The 18,480-nt window shown below is 65.9% G+C and carries 16 protein-coding genes and 2 pseudogenes; 5 read left to right on the top strand and 13 right to left on the bottom strand.

Features of this window, described 5'->3' with window-relative positions; all coding sequences use genetic code 11:
* Positions 1 to 1,164: a zinc-dependent alcohol dehydrogenase gene (locus tag AC1DGC_RS17265; protein WP_259210099.1), complete on the bottom strand. Its 1,164-nt coding sequence runs from the start codon at positions 1,162 to 1,164 to the stop codon at positions 1 to 3.
* A gap of 153 nt (positions 1,165 to 1,317) precedes the next feature.
* Here AC1DGC_RS17265 and AC1DGC_RS17260 point away from each other — a divergent pair, with 153 nt between their 5' ends.
* A complete protein-coding gene (locus AC1DGC_RS17260) occupies positions 1,318 to 1,482 on the top strand; it encodes a hypothetical protein (RefSeq protein WP_478048428.1) in 165 nt (54 codons plus the stop codon).
* Positions 1,483 to 1,503: 21 nt separating this feature from the next.
* Here AC1DGC_RS17260 and AC1DGC_RS17255 read toward each other — a convergent pair whose 3' ends face one another.
* Complete coding sequence (locus AC1DGC_RS17255) at positions 1,504 to 2,373, bottom strand: SDR family oxidoreductase (protein WP_478048427.1); 870 nt, start codon at positions 2,371 to 2,373, stop codon at positions 1,504 to 1,506.
* A gap of 98 nt (positions 2,374 to 2,471) precedes the next feature.
* Between AC1DGC_RS17255 and AC1DGC_RS17250 the strand changes: the two genes are divergently transcribed.
* Positions 2,472 to 3,374, top strand: coding sequence for a LysR family transcriptional regulator (locus tag AC1DGC_RS17250; RefSeq protein ID WP_478048426.1), 903 nt, complete (start codon positions 2,472 to 2,474; stop codon positions 3,372 to 3,374).
* Positions 3,375 to 3,501: 127 nt separating this feature from the next.
* Here the strand turns inward: AC1DGC_RS17250 and AC1DGC_RS17245 are convergent, their stop codons facing one another.
* Entirely contained in the window at positions 3,502 to 3,909 is a 408-nt protein-coding gene (locus AC1DGC_RS17245) for a hypothetical protein (protein WP_478048425.1), read from the bottom strand.
* Between the two features lie 136 nt (positions 3,910 to 4,045).
* Positions 4,046 to 6,034 carry a PEP/pyruvate-binding domain-containing protein gene (locus AC1DGC_RS17240; protein WP_478048424.1) on the bottom strand — a complete coding sequence of 663 codons (1,989 nt, stop codon included), beginning with the start codon at positions 6,032 to 6,034 and terminating at the stop codon, positions 4,046 to 4,048.
* A gap of 147 nt (positions 6,035 to 6,181) precedes the next feature.
* On the opposite strand from AC1DGC_RS17240, the gene AC1DGC_RS17235 reads away from it, so the two are divergent.
* Positions 6,182 to 7,339 carry a hypothetical protein gene (locus tag AC1DGC_RS17235; protein WP_478048423.1) on the top strand — a complete coding sequence of 386 codons (1,158 nt, stop codon included), beginning with the start codon at positions 6,182 to 6,184 and terminating at the stop codon, positions 7,337 to 7,339.
* Positions 7,340 to 7,390: 51 nt separating this feature from the next.
* On the opposite strand, the pseudogene AC1DGC_RS17230 reads toward AC1DGC_RS17235, so the two are convergent.
* The 3 genes and pseudogenes from AC1DGC_RS17230 to AC1DGC_RS17220 all read right to left on the bottom strand — a co-directional run.
* Positions 7,391 to 7,714 (bottom strand): annotated as a pseudogene (locus AC1DGC_RS17230) (LysR family transcriptional regulator); the annotation flags it as partial.
* A gap of 103 nt (positions 7,715 to 7,817) precedes the next feature.
* Positions 7,818 to 8,810 carry an aldo/keto reductase gene (locus AC1DGC_RS17225; protein WP_259210093.1) on the bottom strand — a complete coding sequence of 331 codons (993 nt, stop codon included), beginning with the start codon at positions 8,808 to 8,810 and terminating at the stop codon, positions 7,818 to 7,820.
* A gap of 10 nt (positions 8,811 to 8,820) precedes the next feature.
* Positions 8,821 to 9,369, bottom strand: coding sequence for a flavodoxin (locus AC1DGC_RS17220; RefSeq protein ID WP_478048422.1), 549 nt, complete (start codon positions 9,367 to 9,369; stop codon positions 8,821 to 8,823).
* Between the two features lie 122 nt (positions 9,370 to 9,491).
* Between AC1DGC_RS17220 and AC1DGC_RS17215 the strand changes: the two genes are divergently transcribed.
* Positions 9,492 to 10,385, top strand: a complete 894-nt coding sequence (locus AC1DGC_RS17215; RefSeq protein WP_259210090.1) for a LysR family transcriptional regulator — start codon at positions 9,492 to 9,494, stop codon at positions 10,383 to 10,385.
* A gap of 3 nt (positions 10,386 to 10,388) precedes the next feature.
* Here AC1DGC_RS17215 and AC1DGC_RS17210 read toward each other — a convergent pair whose 3' ends face one another.
* From AC1DGC_RS17210 to AC1DGC_RS17190, 5 genes and pseudogenes are all read right to left on the bottom strand, one after another.
* Positions 10,389 to 11,399 (bottom strand): aldo/keto reductase, encoded by a 1,011-nt coding sequence (locus AC1DGC_RS17210; RefSeq protein ID WP_478048451.1) that lies wholly within the window; start codon positions 11,397 to 11,399, stop codon positions 10,389 to 10,391.
* A gap of 155 nt (positions 11,400 to 11,554) precedes the next feature.
* Positions 11,555 to 12,208: a carboxymuconolactone decarboxylase family protein gene (locus tag AC1DGC_RS17205; protein ID WP_478048450.1), complete on the bottom strand. Its 654-nt coding sequence runs from the start codon at positions 12,206 to 12,208 to the stop codon at positions 11,555 to 11,557.
* Between the two features lie 12 nt (positions 12,209 to 12,220).
* Positions 12,221 to 12,709, bottom strand: a pseudogene (locus AC1DGC_RS17200) ((R)-mandelonitrile lyase); the annotation flags it as partial.
* Positions 12,706 to 13,764, bottom strand: a complete 1,059-nt coding sequence (locus tag AC1DGC_RS17195; protein WP_478048421.1) for an alpha/beta hydrolase — start codon at positions 13,762 to 13,764, stop codon at positions 12,706 to 12,708. The pseudogene AC1DGC_RS17200 and the gene AC1DGC_RS17195, both read right to left, overlap by 4 nt.
* 220 nt (positions 13,765 to 13,984) lie before the next feature.
* Positions 13,985 to 15,079 carry an alpha/beta hydrolase gene (locus tag AC1DGC_RS17190; RefSeq protein ID WP_478048420.1) on the bottom strand — a complete coding sequence of 365 codons (1,095 nt, stop codon included), beginning with the start codon at positions 15,077 to 15,079 and terminating at the stop codon, positions 13,985 to 13,987.
* A gap of 343 nt (positions 15,080 to 15,422) precedes the next feature.
* On the opposite strand from AC1DGC_RS17190, the gene AC1DGC_RS17185 reads away from it, so the two are divergent.
* Positions 15,423 to 16,793 (top strand): alpha/beta hydrolase, encoded by a 1,371-nt coding sequence (locus AC1DGC_RS17185; RefSeq protein WP_478048419.1) that lies wholly within the window; start codon positions 15,423 to 15,425, stop codon positions 16,791 to 16,793.
* A gap of 423 nt (positions 16,794 to 17,216) precedes the next feature.
* Here the strand turns inward: AC1DGC_RS17185 and AC1DGC_RS17180 are convergent, their stop codons facing one another.
* Positions 17,217 to 17,975: a hypothetical protein gene (locus tag AC1DGC_RS17180; protein ID WP_478048418.1), complete on the bottom strand. Its 759-nt coding sequence runs from the start codon at positions 17,973 to 17,975 to the stop codon at positions 17,217 to 17,219.
* Positions 17,976 to 18,480 lie beyond the last annotated feature (505 nt).

Below are 18,480 nucleotides of genomic sequence, written 5' to 3'. Positions count from 1 at the left end.
TCAGGGCGTGAGGATCACCTTGCGGCAATCCTCCTCCTTGCGATCGAAGATCTCATAGCCGCGCACGGCGTCTTCCAGCGACAGGCGATGGGTGATGATCACGCCCGGGTCCAGCGCGCCTTCGCCGATGTAATCCAGCAACTCGGGCATCAGGCCCTGCACGTGGGTCTGGCCCATCTTGAAGGTGAGGCCCTTGTCGAACGCATCGCCGAGCAGGAAGCCGTGCAGGTAACCGGCATACACGCCGGGAATGCTCACCGTGCCGCAGCGCCGGGTCGCGGCGATGCACTGGCGGATCGCCACCCCGCTGCTGCCTTCCACCTTCAGCGTGGTCAGCGCCGACTCCAGCGCGCTGCCCTCGGCTTCAAAGCCTACCGCCTCGATCGAGGCATCCACGCCGCGCCCGTTGGTCTGGGTGATGATGTACTGCGCCGGGTCTTCGATCTTGCTGAAGTCCACCGGGGTGACGCCATAGGTCTGTGCCGCGAACGCCAGCCGATACGCGAGATGGTCGACCATGAAAATGGTCTCGGCGCCCAGCAGGCGGCAGCACGCCGCCGCCATCAATCCGACCGGACCGGCGCCGAAGATCGCCACCGTGGCCCCGGGCTTGATGCCGGCATTGATCGCGGCCTGGTAGCCGGTGGGCAGGATGTCGGACAGGAACAGCACCTGCTCGTCCGGCAGCGCATCGGGGACGCGCAGCGGCCCCACGTTGGCCTTGGGCACGCGCACGTACTCGGCCTGTCCGCCGGACACGCCGCCATACAGATGGCTGTAGCCGAACAGCGCCGCCGGCGGGCGGATGCCCTTCTGGTTCAGCGCCGCGCCCTTGCCGGTGTTGGTGGTCTCGCATGCCGCGTGTTCAGCCAACTTACAGTGGAAGCACTCGCCGCAGGCAATCACGAACGGCACCACCACGCGATCACCGGGGCGCAGGTCGGTCACGCCGCTGCCCACCTCCTCCACCACGCCCATGAATTCATGGCCGAGCACATCGCCGGTATGCAGATCGGGAATCTTGCCGCGGTACAGATGCAGGTCCGAGCCGCAGATGGCGGTCGCGGTCACGCGCAGGATCAGGTCGTCCGGCGCGGCCAGCGTGGGGTCCGGAACGGTGTCCACCCGTACGTCCTTGCTGCCGTGGTAAGTCAGTGCGCGCATCGGTAGGTCCTTGCATAACGTAGGACCTACACATACCGGTGAGGGCGTCCCCCTGCGGTGACCGCCATGTGCTGGGAATGTGCAGCCGGCCCAGACACGGTGCTCACCGGGAGGCGCGCAACGTGGCCTGGACGCCTCTCGATGGACACTGCCATGACCAAGCTTCCCCTCAATCCCGGCGCCGACGTCGACGACCAGGACAAGGCCCACACGCCCGACAAACCTCGCAATGACGAGGCGAGGTGGAAGGACAAGGACATGCCCGAGGCCGAACACACCGCCACGCCCGAGGACTACGAGCGTCCGCCGAAGGGCTGAGGCGCGCGGGTGGCACGCCGGTCAGGCCGTTGCCGCCACCGCCGAGGCGAAGTCACGGTAGCTGCGCAACGGGCGGCCCAGCCGCCGGGTCAGCCGCGCCACGTCGCCCGCCTCGGGCAGCATGCCGTCACTCAGGAAGCGCTCGGCCATCTGCCGCATGTCGTAGGCCATCCAGGCCGGCATGAACCGGCGCAGGTTCTGCTCGAACGGCGCCGTGTCATCGCCACCGTACGCGATCGTGCGCCCCAGCACCTCCGACCAGATGCCGGCGATATCCACTCCGGTGAGCGTATCCGGGCCGACCAGGTTGATGCGGGTCAGCGCGCTGTCGTGCACCGCCTGGTCGCGTGACAGCAGCTCAAGGGCCGCGATCTCGCCGATGTCAGCTGCGTCGATCATCGCCAACCCCTTGCTGCCCACCGGCATCGGATACACCCCGTAGCCCAGCACGACGTCCTTGATGGTCAGGTCGTTGTCCATGAAGTAGGCCGGGCGCAGGACCGTGGCACTGAAGCCCATCTGCTCGAGCATGCGTTCCACCCCGAACTTGCCGGCGAAATGCGGCACGTTCACGTAGCGGTCGGCGTGGATCACCGACAGGTACACCACCCGCTGCACGCCGGCGTCGCGCGCCACGTTGAGCGTGATGAGCGCCTGGGTGAACTCATCGGCCACCACTGCATTGAGCAGGAACAGGGTCGACACGCCCTTGAACGCCTCGCGCAGCGCATCGACGTCAAGCAGGTCGCCCTGCACCCGCTCCACTGCGTCGGGCAGCTGCGCCGTGTCCGGATGACGAACCAAGGCGCGCACCGTCGCGCCCCGCGCGATGAGGTGATGGATCACGTGACGGCCGACGGTGCCGGTGGCGCCGGTAACGAGAATGGTCATGGTGTTGCTCCTGCAGGGTTGGGAGGCCTCATGGTTGTTGATCCACCTTCGGGCCGATAGCCCGTATATTTGGACCACCCGTCTCACTGGTGGAACACATGGATTTGCTCGCCCTGGCTGACTTCACCCTTGTGGCCCGGCATGGCGGTATCGGGCGTGCGGCACGGGCCGCCGATCGGCCCAAGGCCACCCTGTCGCGGCGCGTCGCCGAGCTGGAGCGCGATCTGGGCGTGCGTCTGTTCGAGCGCGGCACCCACGTCCTCAGGCTGACCCAGGAAGGCCGGGCGCTGTTCGAACGGACCGAGGGCCTGCTGGCCGAACTCGGCGACGCCGCCACCGCGATCGCTTCCGGCGGGCTGTCGCCCACGGGCAGGCTGCGGGTCAGCGCTCCCCTGCTGTTCTCGCAGATGGCGCTGGGGAAACTCGCCGCCGAATTCACCCTGCGTCATCCCGCCATCCGCCTCGACATCACCACCGAAGACCGCCCGGTGGACATGGTGGAGGAAGGCTACGACCTGGTGATCCGGGTCAACCCGGACCCGGACGACACCCTGATCGGCCGGGTGCTGATCCGTGATCGGCTGGTCGCGGTGGCCAGCCCGCGGCTGCGCCGTCCCTCGCCGGGCGTGGTCGTGCCGGTGGTCGCGCGCGCCTCCGCCGGCGAGTCCGCCTGGCAACTGGCGACCGACGCCGGCGACTGGCAGGTGCAGATTGACCCGATCCTGCGGCTGGGCTCGTTGATCATGATCCGCGATGCGGTCCGCACGGGCGTTGGCGCGGCACTGCTGCCGCTTTCGCTGGTCGCCAACGACCTGGAGGCCGGCGTGCTGGCGCGATGGGGCGACGCGAAGACGCCGCCGATCGAGATCTGGGCGCTGTATCCATCGCGTCGTCTGTTGAGCGCACGCGTCACCGCATTCCTCGACGTCCTCAAGGCGGCATTTCCGCTGGGTCACCCGGAAGAGCTGGCGCGCTACATGCTGGCCGATGTCCCCTCCTGAGGGCATCGTCCATCTGTCGTGCAGGGCCTGGAACGCGGGCAGCACCGCCGGCAGCGCGCCATCGGTTTCCTTGACGTCGCTGCGCACGCGTCGGCAAACCTCGCCTGCTCGTGCGCACCGATCACTGTCAGACCCGGAATGCGCGGGGCGCGGTTGCAGGTCCGCTGTCGGTGATGCGATCAAGCAGACGCTGCAATGGCAACGGCGTCTCGTGGTCCGCGGCATCCACCAGCGCGCCCTCCCGGTCCGCGGCCAGGAGCGCGTTCGCATCGCCGGGCGCTGGCTGGTCGAGCGCGCATAGCGGCGACGACGTGGTATCCAAGAACACCATCGGTTGCATCGCGTGGCCCCGAAGCGTCCGTTCCGGCCGGTCTGGTCCATGCCCAAGGCAGGTCCGCACGAGCCCGGCCTGGAGCGCAGAATCGGCCGTCTGGAACGCGGCGCGTTCGGCGCGCTCCCGCAGGGCGTGCGTCACCCGTGGCCACGGCAACGCCGTGACCGACGCCAACGCGAGCAGGCCTGCGACTGCCAGCACGCGGTACAGCTGGATACCCCGCGGGGAAACACGTGGGTCGGCAGAAAGGGTGCCGGCCCATGCGTTGAACGAGGATCAGCCTTCCGTTGCCCTGTGCGTGTCACGGATCGAATGGACCCCCGAGAAGTTCTCGCCGCTATCGCGTACTCCGGTCCACGTACGGCCGCGACTGCAGTATCAGCACCTCATCGCCGACCACGGCCCACTCGATGTCCTGGTCCACGCCGCCCAGCGCCTGCTTGGTGGCGGCGCCCACCTTGGCCAGGCGCGCGATCAGCGCATCGGTGAGTACCTGGCGGGAGCCGGTGATGGGCACCTCGCGCACCCCACCAGCGGCGCTGGCCACCAGCTGGGTGTCTTCGGCCGAGCGGCTCAGCACCTGCACCGCCTTGGACCAGGCCGAGTACATCACCTGCTCGGCCTGGCGCTTGCCCTCCACCACGCGGATGCCAAGCCCGCGCTTGGCCGAGATGTAGGTGATGTGGTGGCGGCCCGCGTCGAAGGGATCGCGGGTGATCATCACGCCCGAGCTGTCCGACGGCGCAGCCCGTTGCACCAGCACCGCCATGGCCACCGCATCCTGGCGCAAGCCTGCCGCGGCGCGTGCTTCGTACGCCTCGAAGTTGTAGACCGACGCCCACACCGTCTGCACGGCCTTGGCCACGGCGTCGGCGCGGGTCACGTTGGGCACGGTGGTGTACAGCCCGGCACCGCTGAAGCCGGGCAGGTCCTCGGAATTGGACGAACTGCGCACGAACACCGCCCCCCCCTGCAGCTGGCCGCGCCATTGGCCCTCCAGCGTGCGCACGAAGGCGGGATCGGGCACGGCGGTGGCGATCTCGGTGCGCAATGCCGCCAGGGCGGCACGCCGCACGTCCGGGTCGCTGCCGAAGCCCGGCCGGCGCTGCAGTTCGCGCAGGCGCTCGGCCACCTGCAGGCGCTGCACCATCGCCTGGTAGTGCGAGAACGGTACGCAGAACCCATCCGGCACGCGCGCGGCCGGCGGCAGCACGGCCTTGAGCGTACCGAGGTTGGCCGCCTTGACGCCGCAGTGGCTGCTGTCGCGCGCGCGCAGGGCGGCCAGCGGCTTCAGCGCGACCACGCTCAGGTCCGGGCGCGGCAGGTTGGCCGCCACCGGGCGGTGGGCCGTGGGGGACGGGGTCCTGGCCGGGCGCGTCAGCGGCGTCACCCGGTAGTCGTTGTGGGTGACCTCCAGTGCCACCCAGCGTCCGTCGTACTGGCGCAGGGCATCCTGCGCGTCGCGGATATACACGTTGGGAATGCCCCAGCCCTTGGCGAGCAGGTTCACGTGCGACAGCAGGGTGGACGGGCGCTGCGTCACCAGGCCGGCCACCGGCGCCAGCGCGATGGGCACCTCGTCCAGTACCGGGATGTCGCGCGGCGACAGCGTTCGCAGCTGCGCCTCCGAGCGCACGATGCGCAGCCGCCCCTCGGCACGACCGGTGTTCAGTGGCAGGAAACGCTGCTCGCGCAGCAGCGCCTCCTGGCTCACGTGGGCCAGCCCCACGGCGCTGGCCACCTGCTCGTGCTGGGTGGAGTTGGTCTTGAACCGGATCGGCTCGCGGAACGACGCGCGCACCACCGCATCGGTCTGCCGCAGCAGGGCCGCGCTCAGCACGTCGCCCTCCCAGAACTCGTAGGTGTACCCCGGCAGGTCGCGCTGCCAGCTGAGCGTGCCAAACAGGAAGCGCCGCTGCGGGTCGCGGTACTGCGCGTTGAGCGTGGCCTTGTCCAGGCTGCGCACCAGCCGCTGGCGGCGCACGAACTGCTCGTGCAGCGCGAACCGCGGCGTGTTGATGTAGTAGATCCGCGCGGCATCCTGCCGGTCGATCACGAAGATCAGGTGCGGCATCTCCAGCGCGGTACCGGCGTTGTAGACCCGGGCCAGCTGCATGAACTGCGCGCGGCTGTCGAGGCGCGAGAGATAGTCCGGCCCCTCGCTCGGCTGCGCGGGAGCCGCGTCACTGCCCTGGCGATGTTCGTAGGGCGACGGCTTGCGCGCGGTCTGCGCCAGCGCGGGTGCGACGCAGCACAGCAGGAAGAGCATCGCCATCCATGCCCGCGGCGACGCCAGGCCGGCAAGGTGCGTACGGGATCGGTCCATGATGCCGGTGCGGGAGTTGAAGTGGGGCGATCATAAGCCAGTCAAGCCAGTCGTGGACGGCGCGACCGATTGAGGCGCACGCCGGGCCACGCTATCGTCTCCCGCCTTGCTTCGCCCCACCTCGATCACGTCAGGATGACTTCACCGATGACACACGTTGCCCCTGTCCCGGCCCCGGCCACGCCCCGCCGCCGTGCCGCACGGGCTGCGGCCCTGCTCGGCCTCATCGCGGTCGCCTGCGCCGCCAGCGCCACGGCCGCCGAGAAGATCAAGATGCATCGCAGCGGTGCTGGCACGCCCGGCCCGGACGGCTGGCTGGAGGCGACCTCCAGCGGCGGCAGCTTCTCGGTGCGGCTGCCGTGCCGCTTCAACGATCTGACCGCCACGCCCGGCTCGGGGGATGTGGTCCGGGCGGATGTGCTCGGCTGCGTGGGCGATGGCGTGAAGTTTGGCGCCACCCGTGTCCAATACCGCGATGCAGCGCTCGCCGGCACCTACTTCGAAGGCTTCGCGGCGGCCGGCGCATTGCCTGGCGCCTCGCTGGACCGGGCGCCGTATCGGGACCACCCCACCATCACCCGCCAGCTCGACACCGGCAGCACCTGTACGCTGGTCCGCATCGTGCACGGCACCCGGGACAACATCCTGATGACCGTCGAGGCAGCGCCGGCGCACTGCAGCAGCGCCAGGAAGATGGGGATGCAGTTCCTGGACTCCCTTGTGCCCGGCACCCCCAGCACCGATGACACGGCCGATACCGCCGGAACGGGAACCGGCACCGTCGCCACCGCCGCCGCGGTGGGTGCCCCGACGCTGTCCGAGTGCCCGCTCGATGCCGAGCTTGCCGGCGCGCAGGCCGTTGCCGCGTTCGGCGCGCTGCCACGGGACGTGGAAGAGAAGATGCCAAGCGACACCTGCACACCGGCCACGACCGCCTCGATGATCATGCGGCGCGACGGCATCTGCACGATCGGCGGACAGCCCATGACCTTCGCCAGCCTGATGACGCTGGAGGCGACTGGCGCACCGGTCTCGATGATGTTCATGACCGCCTACCGCGACGACACCCATGGAGCACTGCAGGCTGCCCTCGAACAGCGCTACCGCACGCAGCCGGCATCGACCTACCCGCGCTATGCACCCGCGCACCGGCAGCCGACCAGCATCGTGTCGCAGCCAGGTGGCACCCTGCTGCTCCTGGGCAGGTCGCCACCGGAGACATCGGGCGAAGCGATGACCAGCGTGTTCCAGTTCGCACCGGCCAGCGCGGACCTGGTCAATCGCAGCACCACTACCTGCCGCTGAGCCTGGCCGCCGACCGGTCCCTCGCGCTCATACCGGCGCTGCCTTGATGAAATCGATGAAGGCGCGCAGCGGTGGCGGCAGAATCCGCGGCAACACCAGCCGTGCCGCGCTGACAGGCACGTTCAGCCGCAGCGTGCCGGTCGGCGTACTCCGGAACGCACTGATCGCCTCGGTCGCGGTATCCAGCTCCCTCAGGGCCGGCTCCACCCGGGCCAGCAGCACTTTGCCCGCGTCGGTGAGGCCCACGCTGCGGGTAGTGCGATTGAGCAGCCTCACGCCCAACTGGGCCTCGATGCGCTTGACCGCCTCGCTCAGGTTGGACGCGCTGAGGTCGGCCGCGCGGGCCGCTTCACGGAAGCCGCCTGACCGGGCCACCTATGAAGGTCGCTCCTGCCCGGCAGCGCTTCCGGCCCACCGCCGCCGGTTCGGCATGCGCGCCCTCGGCAGCCGGACAGACGCGCTACTTGCTCGGCGGCATCTACTTGCCGGTCATGGCCAATGCCGCCTCCGGCAGTCGCTCACCCTGCACGCGCACCTGCGCGAGCTCGCTGTCGATGCGTTCAAGGTCGCCTCCATCCAGCACCAGATCGATGGCCCCCAGGTTCTCATCGAGGCGATGCAGTTTGGTCGTGCCCGGAATCGGCGAAATCCAGGGCTTCCGGGCCAGCAGCCATGCCAGCGCAACCTGTGCTGGCGTCGCTCCCTTCCCGGTTGCCACGGTCCTGACCACCTCCACCAGCGCCATGTTGGCCCGGCGTGCGTCAGCAGAGAAGCGCGGCACGACGTTGCGGAAGTCGCTTGCATCGAACTGCGTGTGCTCGTCGATCTTGCCTGTCAGGAAACCTGCGCCCAGCGGACTGAATGGCACGAAGCCGATGCACAGTTCCTCCAGCAGCGGCAGCAACGTAATCTCCGGCTCGCGCCAGAACAGCGAGTACTCGCTCTGCACGGCGGCGAGCGGCTGCACTGCGTGCGCCCTGCGGATGGTCTGCAGCCCCGCCTCCGACAGCCCGAAGTGGCCCACCTTTCCTTCCGCGATGAGATCCTTCACCGCACCGGCCACGTCTTCAATCGGCACGGCCGGATCAACCCGGTGCTGGTACAGCAGATCGATACGTTCCGTGCGCAGGCGCTTGAGGCTGGCCTCCACCGCCGCCTTGATGTGCGCCGGCTGGCTGTTGGTGCCCGGCCCGCGCGTCCCGGTGGCCGGGTCGATATCGAACCCGAACTTGGTGGCAATCACCACCTGGTCGCGCACCGGCGCAAGCGCCTCGCCCACCAACGCTTCGTTGGCGAACGGGCCGTAAGCCTCGGCGGTGTCGAAGTGCGTGATGCCGCGCTCCACCGCCGCGCGGATCAGCCCGATCATCTCCTGCCTGTTCGCGGCCGGGCCGTAGCCCGAGCTCATGCCCATGCAGCCCAGGCCGAGGGCGGAGACCTCGAGGCCTTGTCCAAGCGTACGCATTTTCATCGCGGGTTCCTCATCGAGCAGTAGGGGAAGCGGAAAGCCAGGCGTTGACGCTTTCCATCGTCTTTCGCTCCTGGTCGGCCTGCATCACGAAGGCCTCCCGGATGCGTGCCTTGGGCGCATGGCGCGCCAGCACGCGCAGGCTGCTGCCCACGCCGTACCCGCCATGGGTAATGAAAGGCACCAGCGTCTTGCCACCCATGTCGTGCCGTGACAGCAACGAACGGATGACCGGTGGAGCGGTCTCGCCCCAGATCGGGAAGCCGAGGTACACCGTGTCGTAGCGTGCGAGGTCCGCAATCGTCGCGCGCAACGCCGGCTCGCGGCTGTCGTCGCGCTCCTGCCTCGCCTGCGCCACCGTTTCCAGGTAGTCCGCCGGGTAGTCCGTTGCAGGCTGGATTTCGAACAGATCGCTCTGCACGCTGCGATGGATCAACCCGGCGATCACCCGGGTATTTCCCGAGCGCGAGAAGTAGGCCACCAGCGTCCGCGCGGTTGAAGGGCGGGCAACGGGCTGCTTTTCGGGCACCGCAGCGGTACAGCCCAGCGGCAGCGATGCCAACGCGGCAACGACCGCCCGGCGACCAGGATGGGGGGATGGCGTGGTCATGGCCCCAATCTACGCCCCCCGCGCGCATGCTTGCAGAGGCATAATCGAATATCGCTTATATCCGGATTGCATCAATGGGCGCGGAGAACTACGACCAGTTGGCCATGTTCGTGCTGGTGGCGCGTGAGCGCAGTTTTACCCGTGCCGCCGCGCAGCTTGGCATGTCCCAGCCAGCGCTGAGCCGATCCATGCGCCAGCTGGAGGAGCGTCTCGGCGTGCGCCTGCTCGCGCGCACCACCCGCAGCGTGTCCCCCACAGAAGCGGGCGAGCAACTGTTGCGGGTGATCGCACCGCGCTTCGAGGAGATCGATACCGAGCTGGCCCAGCTCAACGCGTTCCGCGACAAGCCCGCCGGCCGCCTCCGCATCACGGCAGGTGAACATGCCGCGCTCACCGTGATGCAGCCGGTACTGGGCAGGCTGCTGCCGGCCAACCCCGACCTGAACATCGAGGTGATCGTCGACTACGGGTTGACCGACATCGTCGCCGAGGGCTTCGACGCCGGCATCCGCATGGGCGAACAGGTGGCCAAGGACATGATCGCCGTGCGCGTCGGGCCTGACCTGCGCATGGCCGTCGTCGGATCGCCTGCTTATTTCCAGCGCCATCCGAAGCCGAAATCGCCGCACGACCTCACCCGGCACAACTGCATCACCATCCGCCTGCCAACCCATGGGGGCATCTTCGCGTGGGAGTTCGAGAAGAAGGGGCAGGAACTGAAAGTACGGGTGGAAGGCCAACTGGTGTTCAACAACATCGCCCTGCGCCTGGGTGCCGCGCTGGAGGGGCTGGGACTGGCCTACATGCCCGAGGATCTGGTGCGCTCCCACGTGCAGGCAGGCACCCTGGTCCACGTGCTGCAGGACTGGTGCCCCTCCTTCCCTGGCTACCACCTGTACTACCCCAGTCGCAGGCAGTCATCGCCGGCGTTTACCCTGCTGCGTGATGCGCTGCGCTATCGGGATTGAGCGCTAACGCAGGGGCGCCTCCACGCCACTGTAGGCCTGCACCGCCGGCGGAAGGCGCTCGCCCTGCACTGCCACCGCAGCGACTGCAGCGTTGAGCTCGCGCAGCTCGGCGGCGCTGAAGACCACCTCGGCTGCGCCCAGGTTGTCCAGCAGATGGGCCATCTGCGTGGTGCCAGGAATCGGCACGATCCAGGGTCGCTGCGCCATCAGCCAGGCCAGTGCGATCCGCGCAGGCGTGGCCTGTTTTCGCGCGGCCCAGTCCCTGAGCAGGTTCACCAATACAAGGTTGTGTTCGATGTTCGCCGGGGCGAAGCGCGTTTCGATGCCGCGAATATCGCCCTCGGCAAACCGTGTTCCGGCGTCGATCGCCCCCGTCAGGAAGCCTACGCCCAGCGGGCTCCATGGCACGAATCCGATCCCCAGCTCAGCACACGTAGCAAGCACTTCCTGTTCCGGCCCACGCCAGAGCATCGAGTACTCGCTCTGCACAGCCGTCACCGGCAGCGCAGCGTGCGCGCGACGAAGCGTTTTCAGGCCCATCTCGCACAGGCCCCAATGCAGCACCTTGCCCTCGGTCATCAGGTCCTGGATCGCACCGGCCACGTCTTCGATCGGCACCTGCGGGTCCACGCGGTGCTGGTACAGCAGGTCGATGCGGTCGGTCCGCAGTCGCTTGAGCATGCCCTCCACCGCCAGCTTGACGTGCGCAGGCCTGCTGATCAGGCCCGGGCCACGCGCGCCGGTTTCCAGGTCGATGTTCCAGCCGAACTTGGTGGCAATCACCACTTCGTTGCGGAACGAGGCCACCCCTTCCCCCAGGATCCGTTCCACTTCGTGCGGGCCATACGCCTCGGCCGCGTCATAGAAGTTCATCCCGTGATCGAACGCGGCACGGATGATGCGGTGCATCTCGGTGCGCGAGGGAAGGGTGGTCTGGTAGGTGCGGCTCATGTTCTGCACGCCCAACCCGATGCTGGACACCTGCAGCTTCCCGAGCATGCGGCGGCCGTCCATCCTCGGTGCTGCAGCTGCCGGGGAGGCCTTTGTCGTGGACGTGGCCAGCGTGCCGGCCAGCGGCAGCGCCGCCAGCGTAGCGGCGCCCTTCAGCAGGGAGCGGCGTTGGGCGTTGGTGGGCAGGGTATTCATTGGGGTCTCCATGTGGGGCGCTGTCAGGGCCCCGGTGCCGGGGTCTGTTCCAGTGCCTGCACCGCGCGCGCGGATGCGGCGGCGTAGCCGCTGTGAGCCAGCAGTTGGGCCAGGTGCTGCAACTGTGCGCGGCTGAGGCCGACGCGCTGGCTGGCCGCCATGTGCGAGCGCAACTGCGCCTCCACGCCCGGCATCACTGCCAGCGCGCCCACCGTTGCCAGTTCGCGGCTCTGCCAGTCCAGGTTGTCGCGCTCGAAGATGTCGCCGAACAGGTGCGTCTGCAGGTACTGGTTGATGATGGGGGCGAAGTCCATGACCGGCCCGGTCACCGGGGCACCGGAGATCCGGGTCTGGTTGGCGGTGCCTACCGCGCGAAGCGCATCGCCCACGGGAACCTTCCCGGTGGGCGCGCGCCCAGGCGCGGTCGCGATGCCCTGCGCCTCACGTTCGCGCACTACGTTCATCAGCTCGCCCAGGGCGTTGAGGCTCTTCGGGAACCCCGCATAGGCATACAGCTGCACGAGCACTTCCTTCGTCTCACTCAGCGTCAGGCCAGCGTCCAGTCCCCGGCGCAACGCGGCATTGAGCTGCGGCATGTCGCTGCTGGCTGCGGCGGCTGCAAGCAGCGGGATCGCCTGCTGCCTCGGCGACAGCGGACCGGCAACGGGGGCGTCAATGCCCGCTGACGCCTCGCGATACTCGTCATCGCTGACCTGCTCAAGCCAGGCAACCGATTTGCCATCTTCCACACCGGTTACTGCGAGGTGAGTCATCGCGCTGTGCGGCGCGGCGCCGTGCCAATGCTTGACTCCGGCAGGACACACCACCACGTCCCCGGCATGTATCTGCCGCGCCGGCCTGCCCCATTCCTGGGTCAGCCCAACGCCGGAGGTAACCACCAGTCGCTGACCGGAGGGGTGAGTGTGCCAGGCCGAGCGCGCGCCCGGCGCAAAGCTGACGTATGCGGAGGACGCTTGCACCTCCTCGTCCGCCGGGAACAGCGGATCTACCCGCACCTTGCCGACGAAGGTCGCTGCCGGACCGGCAACGGACGACTGCGTTCCCGCTCGGGTGATCTGCTGCGTGGGTGGTTCGACCGCGCCAGCGAACGGTGCCGCCACGCTCAGTGCCGCGCCGAGCAGCGCAGTCTGCGCGGTTGATGCGCGAGGCGTGCTCATGGCGCAAGCGTCCGGCCGTAGAACGTGGCCAGCGAGGCGATGGCGGCATCCACGTATTTCGGCACCCAGTAAGTCTCGATATGCGTCGCGCCGTCCAGCAGCACCAGCTGTTTGTCGGTGGTGCCGGTCGCTTTGGCGAAGGCGTCCCGGGTCATGTAAAGGCTGTCAGCCTTGCTGCCGGCAATCATCAGCAGCGGCTGGTTGATGAGCGCTATCTGGTCGGTGGCGTCCCAACGCATCAGCTCAAGCAGGCTGCTGGTGGTGTAGCGGAAGGTGGAGTTGGGGTGGGCATGCGTCTTCCAGTAGTACTCATAGCCCTGGCGATACAGATCGAACGGAAGTTCGGCGATCTGCTCGTCGGTGAGGTTGGCGTCGCCGGAGTACAGCACTTCGCCGCCGGCAGCTTGCTGTGCTCGCGCTTTCGAGGCCTGCTGCAGGCGCTGCTGGATCGTGTCGAGCTGCGAGTCGCCGTAGCCGTTGCGGCGTACGCGGCCAGAGTTGAACATGCTGATCGTGGCTACGGCCATGAACCGCTTGTCGGTCTGCGCGGCCGCCAGCGAATAGCCGCCGCCGCCACAGATGCCCAGCAAGCCCAGGCGCGTGGTGTCGACCCACGGGAATCGACTGATGAAGTCGGCCATGCCGTGGATGTCTTCGATGCGGTGGGAAGGAGTGTCCACGCTGCGCGGCTGGCCACCGCTGGCACCTTGATATGCCGCGTCAGCAGTAATGGCAATATAGCCATGCTCGGCCAAGCGCTGCGCGTACAGGCCGGCCACCTGCTCTTTCACCCCACCGTTGGGATGGGCCACCACGATGGTCGGGTATTTCCGCGCGGCGTCAAAGTTGGGCGGCGTGTAGAAGTTTGCCGCGATCTCGATTCCATTCAGCGGATAGGTCACCGAGTGGACATTGACCTCGCTGGGAACATTCCGCGTGATCGCACCTTCGTAGGCCAATTTGAAGGGGTTGAGCTTGTAGTCGGCTGCGGACGCGTCGCCTGCCGACAAGCCAAGGGACATCGCCAACAGCGTGGCGTGCACGATGTGCTTCATTCAACTGCTCCCAGTCTGGAGGTAATCCCTGCCGGTGCCCTATGGCGCGCCCGGGCTGGAGGGATCAGGAGTAAAACTAACCGCCGTGCACTCATATAGCTAGAGCATCAGCCGGATATCACTCATGCATGAATGATATGAATTATGGATGGGCGAGCGACGCGGCACCCATCGCGCCACACGCCCTTCATGGTGCGATCACTGCACCAGATAGTCCGGCTCACTGATCCAGATTCTTTTTCGCCAGGAACTCACTCACCAGATCGGCGATCTGGACGTTGTTGAGGTCCGAGAACAAGAAGTGGCTGTTGCCACGGATGCCGATGTCCGGCAAATGGATCAGGGTGACGTCTCCGCCCTGCCGATTGACCGCATCGCGCCAGGCGCGCGCCATTTCCAACCGTGCCCGCCAACTGTCCTGCGCGGGCAGGTCAACGGGCTTTTCAGGAATGTTGTCGCCATACAGCACCAGAATGGGAATCCGCGTCAGCGCCTTGAAATTTTCAGACGACACCACGGCAGGTGCGACGGTATCGAATGCACTGGGAATCGGCGCCGGCGCATCGTCCTTTGCAAATACGAAGCTGCTGCCAGGCTCGAAGGCGACGATTGCGCGAACGTTCGGGCTCTTTATCGCCGTCATCCAGCCAGGGCCTCCGGCCTGCGAGTGGGTAAACAGGATTGCAGGCCCTGTCTTCTGGAGCACGGCAGCTACCCCGTCAGAGACTACCTCGAGGTCGAACGGCCCAGTGTTCGGCGTGACCGAACGGAAAAACTGATCAAGCGTGGCGTCCCCTTTCGGGAACTGGCTACCGTTGAAGTATTTCGGCCAGAGTCCGATTCGGAACTGGTTGAACCACATCTGATCGTCTGCCACCGGCTTCACCGTGGACTCGACCATACTGCGGCCAGCTTTGCCCCGCCTTGGCTGATCGATCAGATAGGTAGTGAAGCGACGACGCAGGAACAGGTTCTGGAAGCCCTCGCGTCCATCGGCAGTCGTTTCCCAACTCCTGGATGACTGGCCCGCACCATGCCACATCACGATCGGCAGCGGACGCGCGTTGACCGGCTTCTGGTAGAAGGCATAGACGTGATCACCGTGGTAGGTCTGGCCATTCGGATCAGAGGGCTTCAACGGATCGAACGTGCCAGGTTCCGTCTTTTCCATGCCACCCGCGAGAAAGCTTCCTTGCGCGTCGATCTGCAGTGGCTCGTTTGCCATGGCAGTCGCGGTGCAAAGGGAAAACGCTATCCAGATCAGCGTGGAGGGGACGCGAGGCACCAGAGTGCGCTGGCGGGTGCGAGTCTGCATGGGTCACTCCGTGACAGATTGTCAGGGAAATCTACCCTCGGGACCATGCTGGAAGAAGAGCGCAGGTGCATATCACTAATGCATGGAGGGTATATATGCCGTGCCTCGACTTGGCGTTGTCCAGCAGGCGTAGATCGTCGAGCGATCTTCAATAGGGAGCTTCTTAAGCGGGGTAGCTAGCCAGGCACGCCCGGCATTCGCCATTGGTCCGTGCGGCAAAGCGGGCGCGTGTCCGCTTCCGGCCGGGAGCAGACAAAGACGGCAGACCAGGATTACTTCCGGCATTCGTCTCGATTCCGCAGCCAGTTCATCCTAGCTGCTCAATCACGCTCGAGGATGGCCGATGTGTCGCAGTGTGCTGTGGGCGGTGTTGCTTCTGGTCGCACCCTTGGGTGCCAACGCGTCTGCACCGAAGGCGCAAGCCTGCGAGGATGACGCATCACCCGCATTACGCGGATCGCAGTGCGCCTCTGTCGATGTGCCACTGCGCCATGCTGACCCATCAGGCGAGCACATATCGTTGTTTCTGCGGCGCATACCGGCCAGCGCCGACCATGCCAGACGAGGCGAAGTCTGGCTGCTCTCCGGCGGCCCGGGTGAGTCAGGGGCATCCCTGTATCCCCTGATCCAGACTTACCAGCGTGCATTTCCCGGATTCGATCTTGTGATTCCCGACCACCGGGGTACAGGCCGATCTTCGCGGATCTGTCCCGTCCAGGAGTCACCTGAAAGCCCGGAAGGCAGGGGGCTGGCAGGAACGGAATGGGGACCCTGCATCGGGTCTATGTACGCCAACCTGCAGCGGACGTCGGCCTTCTCTATTACCGAGGCCGCTCAGGACCTTGGCATCCTGATGTCGGACGGGGATCGCGGCGGTCAGGTGTTGCTGTATGGCGTTTCTTACGGCACCCAACTGGCGCTGCGCGCGCTCCAGGTCAACGAGCTTGACGTGGATGGCCTCATTCTTGACGGACTGGTGCCGCCGGAAACCACTGAGAGGTTCGATCTCAGCCGGCGCACAGCGCTTGTCGACCAGGTAGGCCGTGAGAGCATGGATGAAGGTAGCCTCGTTCGCTATCGAACGCTGCTGGCGGCGAAGGATGCTGCTTGGCAGAGAGAGGTGCCGGGCGGCGATGTGCGCCGATTTTTCGCCGCGCTGCTGAGCTTCCCTGCGCTGCGCGATCGAATCCCGAAGATCGTGCAGGATCTTTCCGCTGGCGATGCCCGGTCGCTGGTTGCCACGGCAAACGATTGGAACATTGCGCTGGCGCAACTGGGACAGGGTGGAAACAATCAGCCGGCCTTGCCGCTGGTGATGCTCATTGCCGCCTCGGAGAACAACGCTCGTCCGGAGCTGAGCCTGGCCACTGTCGATGAAGAGGCCAGGCACGCGCTGTTCGCCAGCCCCATTCCCGGCCTGCTGGTGAATGGCGGTGTTCCGCGCTACCCACGTGATGCATGGTTCGGAAAGAGTCCGCGCACCCTTCCGCGAACCCTGGTAATGCAGGGGACCCTGGACCCGAATACCGCGTACGCCGGTGCCGTAGAACACGCTGCCACGCTTGCCGGGTCGGGGCCTGTCACGTTCCACACAGTGGACCGCGGCGCCCATCTGCTCGCATTGGTGGCTCCACGCTGCTTTGTAGCGGCGGTCGAAAGCTTCATTGAGGGTGCCGTGGTGAGCGAACGCTGTGCAGAACCCGCGTCAGGGTGATGGCCAGGCAGACCACTGCGCGCCGATTGATCCCTTCTGACGCCCATTTCGTCCGTGTCCGCTTCCGGCCAGAAGCGGACGACAGCTGTTACGAAGGTCGTGTTCGGTCCTGGGCGCAGGCCACCAAAATTCACGACGTGCCTTTGCTCTCGCACTAGGTGCTTCTCCGCGGCGTCGCCAGGGCTTCCGATATGGACGCTTCTGCGTATGTCATCACGCGGCTCGTTTCATCTCACCGTGAATGCGCTACCAGTGCGGATATCCAAGGCCTTCCATAGCATCTTGTGAACTTTGATCGAGACGGCTCGATTTGCATCCCCCGCTGATATGTCGGGATTGTCTCTGAAGGACCACAAAAAAGGACTCTCACGTGTGTGCTCAGTTCCAATCGCGCCCACGCTTGAATTAGTGGTGGGTGTGGGATCAGTCGCAGAGGGTCGTAAAAGATGTCATTTCAGCGTGGGAGCTGTGGAAGTTCGTCTCAAACAATTGCCGCGCCTCCGCATCCAGACGCTGCAGTTCTGCTGGGCTACCGACGCTCGCACCGAACTGCGCCGCATCGTAGCCGTAGGTCTGCGAAAGCGCGTTGTCCCCGCTGCCGAGCTGCATGAGCCTTGAGATCTGGTAAGCCATCGGGTTGTCAGTAGGCAGCAAGGAATCCACGGAATGGTTTGAGGAAAGTGCTGCGGCGGTCGCGCGCACTACTGGCCAACTTCCGTTTGAGAGCCCACTGTCAATGAGCCGTCTACTGTTGTCGACATACAAGCGAGCGACGCGCTGATACTCTGGCGAACCATTTGACGGCATCGGCCACGTTCTCACCACGAAGCAAGACGCAGCAATCTGGTCACCGGCCAAAGCGTTCTCAAGAGCAGTCAGGTAAAGCTGCTCGTATGCGGTATCGAGAGAGACATTCTTCTCCCAGTCTGCGCACACCTCTCGCCGATCTTCCAACATGGCCAATCCATCGAGATACCCGGCTCTCGTGTCCGGATCAAGTTGCATAATCTTTTCTGGCCGCGACTGAAGCGAGTCCGGGTCAACCTTCGAATTCTCGACGAAGGTTTCGAATTGCCTTCTCGCCTGACATTGCCTCAGGTACTTGTAAGCTCCCGAGTGTGAGGAGCGGAGTGCTACAGGAATCCCATCGAGCGGCAGCCCTTGACCGTCGACCGCAGACATCAGTTGCCTAGCAGCGCCGTCGCCTGCCCGTGAGTCGGAGGCAGCGCGATTGCTTCGCTTGCCTTCGCCGCTGCTGGTGCTATCAGGAATAGCGCTGGCTGTTATGCCCCCCGCTACTAGACCTAAAGACAGACCAAAAAACGCAATTAACTTCTTCCTGGATAGCACGTTCCCTCCAAAATCTGAGCTCCGTCTCTTTTTTGTCGACGTACGGTCTAAGGCAACATCACCGGTATGGAGCGTACTACGAGCCCAACGTCTCGTGTGTTGAGCATTGAGCAGTTGGACCGCCAACTGCCGCGCCCAGTATCGTTGCGGGTCTCGACTCTTTATCCGAATCGCCGCCATGGATTGTCCATGGTCACAAAGTTCACCACTTTCGCTACAGAGCCTTTCCCGCGAAGGATGTCCGCTTACGGCCAGGAGCAGTCGTCGCGAAACGTAAGCCGAAGGTGGGCCTAGGCGAGCTCTATCGAGGAAGCCAGATCACCCTTTGTCGACACTT

The sequence above is a fragment of the Stenotrophomonas sp. 05N37 genome (assembly GCF_056397365.1).
The sequence above is the reverse complement of the archived record's forward strand: the minus strand, read 5'-3'. Positions and strand labels throughout refer to the sequence as shown.

Excerpts from the sequence above, each read along its gene's own strand:
- AC1DGC_RS17215 (WP_259210090.1), top strand. The coding sequence starts at position 9,492 with ATGGGCGCGGAGAACTACGACCAGTTGGCCATGTTCGTGCTGGTGGCG.
- AC1DGC_RS17250 (WP_478048426.1), top strand. The coding sequence starts at position 2,472 with ATGGATTTGCTCGCCCTGGCTGACTTCACCCTTGTGGCCCGGCATGGC.
- AC1DGC_RS17190 (WP_478048420.1), bottom strand. The coding sequence starts at position 15,079 with ATGCAGACTCGCACCCGCCAGCGCACTCTGGTGCCTCGCGTCCCCTCC.
- AC1DGC_RS17210 (WP_478048451.1), bottom strand. The coding sequence starts at position 11,399 with ATGGACGGCCGCCGCATGCTCGGGAAGCTGCAGGTGTCCAGCATCGGG.
- AC1DGC_RS17240 (WP_478048424.1), bottom strand. The coding sequence starts at position 6,034 with ATGGACCGATCCCGTACGCACCTTGCCGGCCTGGCGTCGCCGCGGGCA.
- AC1DGC_RS17265 (WP_259210099.1), bottom strand. The coding sequence starts at position 1,164 with ATGCGCGCACTGACTTACCACGGCAGCAAGGACGTACGGGTGGACACC.
- AC1DGC_RS17235 (WP_478048423.1), top strand. The coding sequence starts at position 6,182 with ATGACACACGTTGCCCCTGTCCCGGCCCCGGCCACGCCCCGCCGCCGT.
- AC1DGC_RS17185 (WP_478048419.1), top strand. The coding sequence starts at position 15,423 with ATGTGTCGCAGTGTGCTGTGGGCGGTGTTGCTTCTGGTCGCACCCTTG.
- AC1DGC_RS17225 (WP_259210093.1), bottom strand. The coding sequence starts at position 8,810 with ATGAAAATGCGTACGCTTGGACAAGGCCTCGAGGTCTCCGCCCTCGGC.
- AC1DGC_RS17195 (WP_478048421.1), bottom strand. The coding sequence starts at position 13,764 with ATGAAGCACATCGTGCACGCCACGCTGTTGGCGATGTCCCTTGGCTTG.
- AC1DGC_RS17255 (WP_478048427.1), bottom strand. The coding sequence starts at position 2,373 with ATGACCATTCTCGTTACCGGCGCCACCGGCACCGTCGGCCGTCACGTG.
- AC1DGC_RS17180 (WP_478048418.1), bottom strand. The coding sequence starts at position 17,975 with ATGTCTGCGGTCGACGGTCAAGGGCTGCCGCTCGATGGGATTCCTGTA.
- AC1DGC_RS17260 (WP_478048428.1), top strand. The coding sequence starts at position 1,318 with ATGACCAAGCTTCCCCTCAATCCCGGCGCCGACGTCGACGACCAGGAC.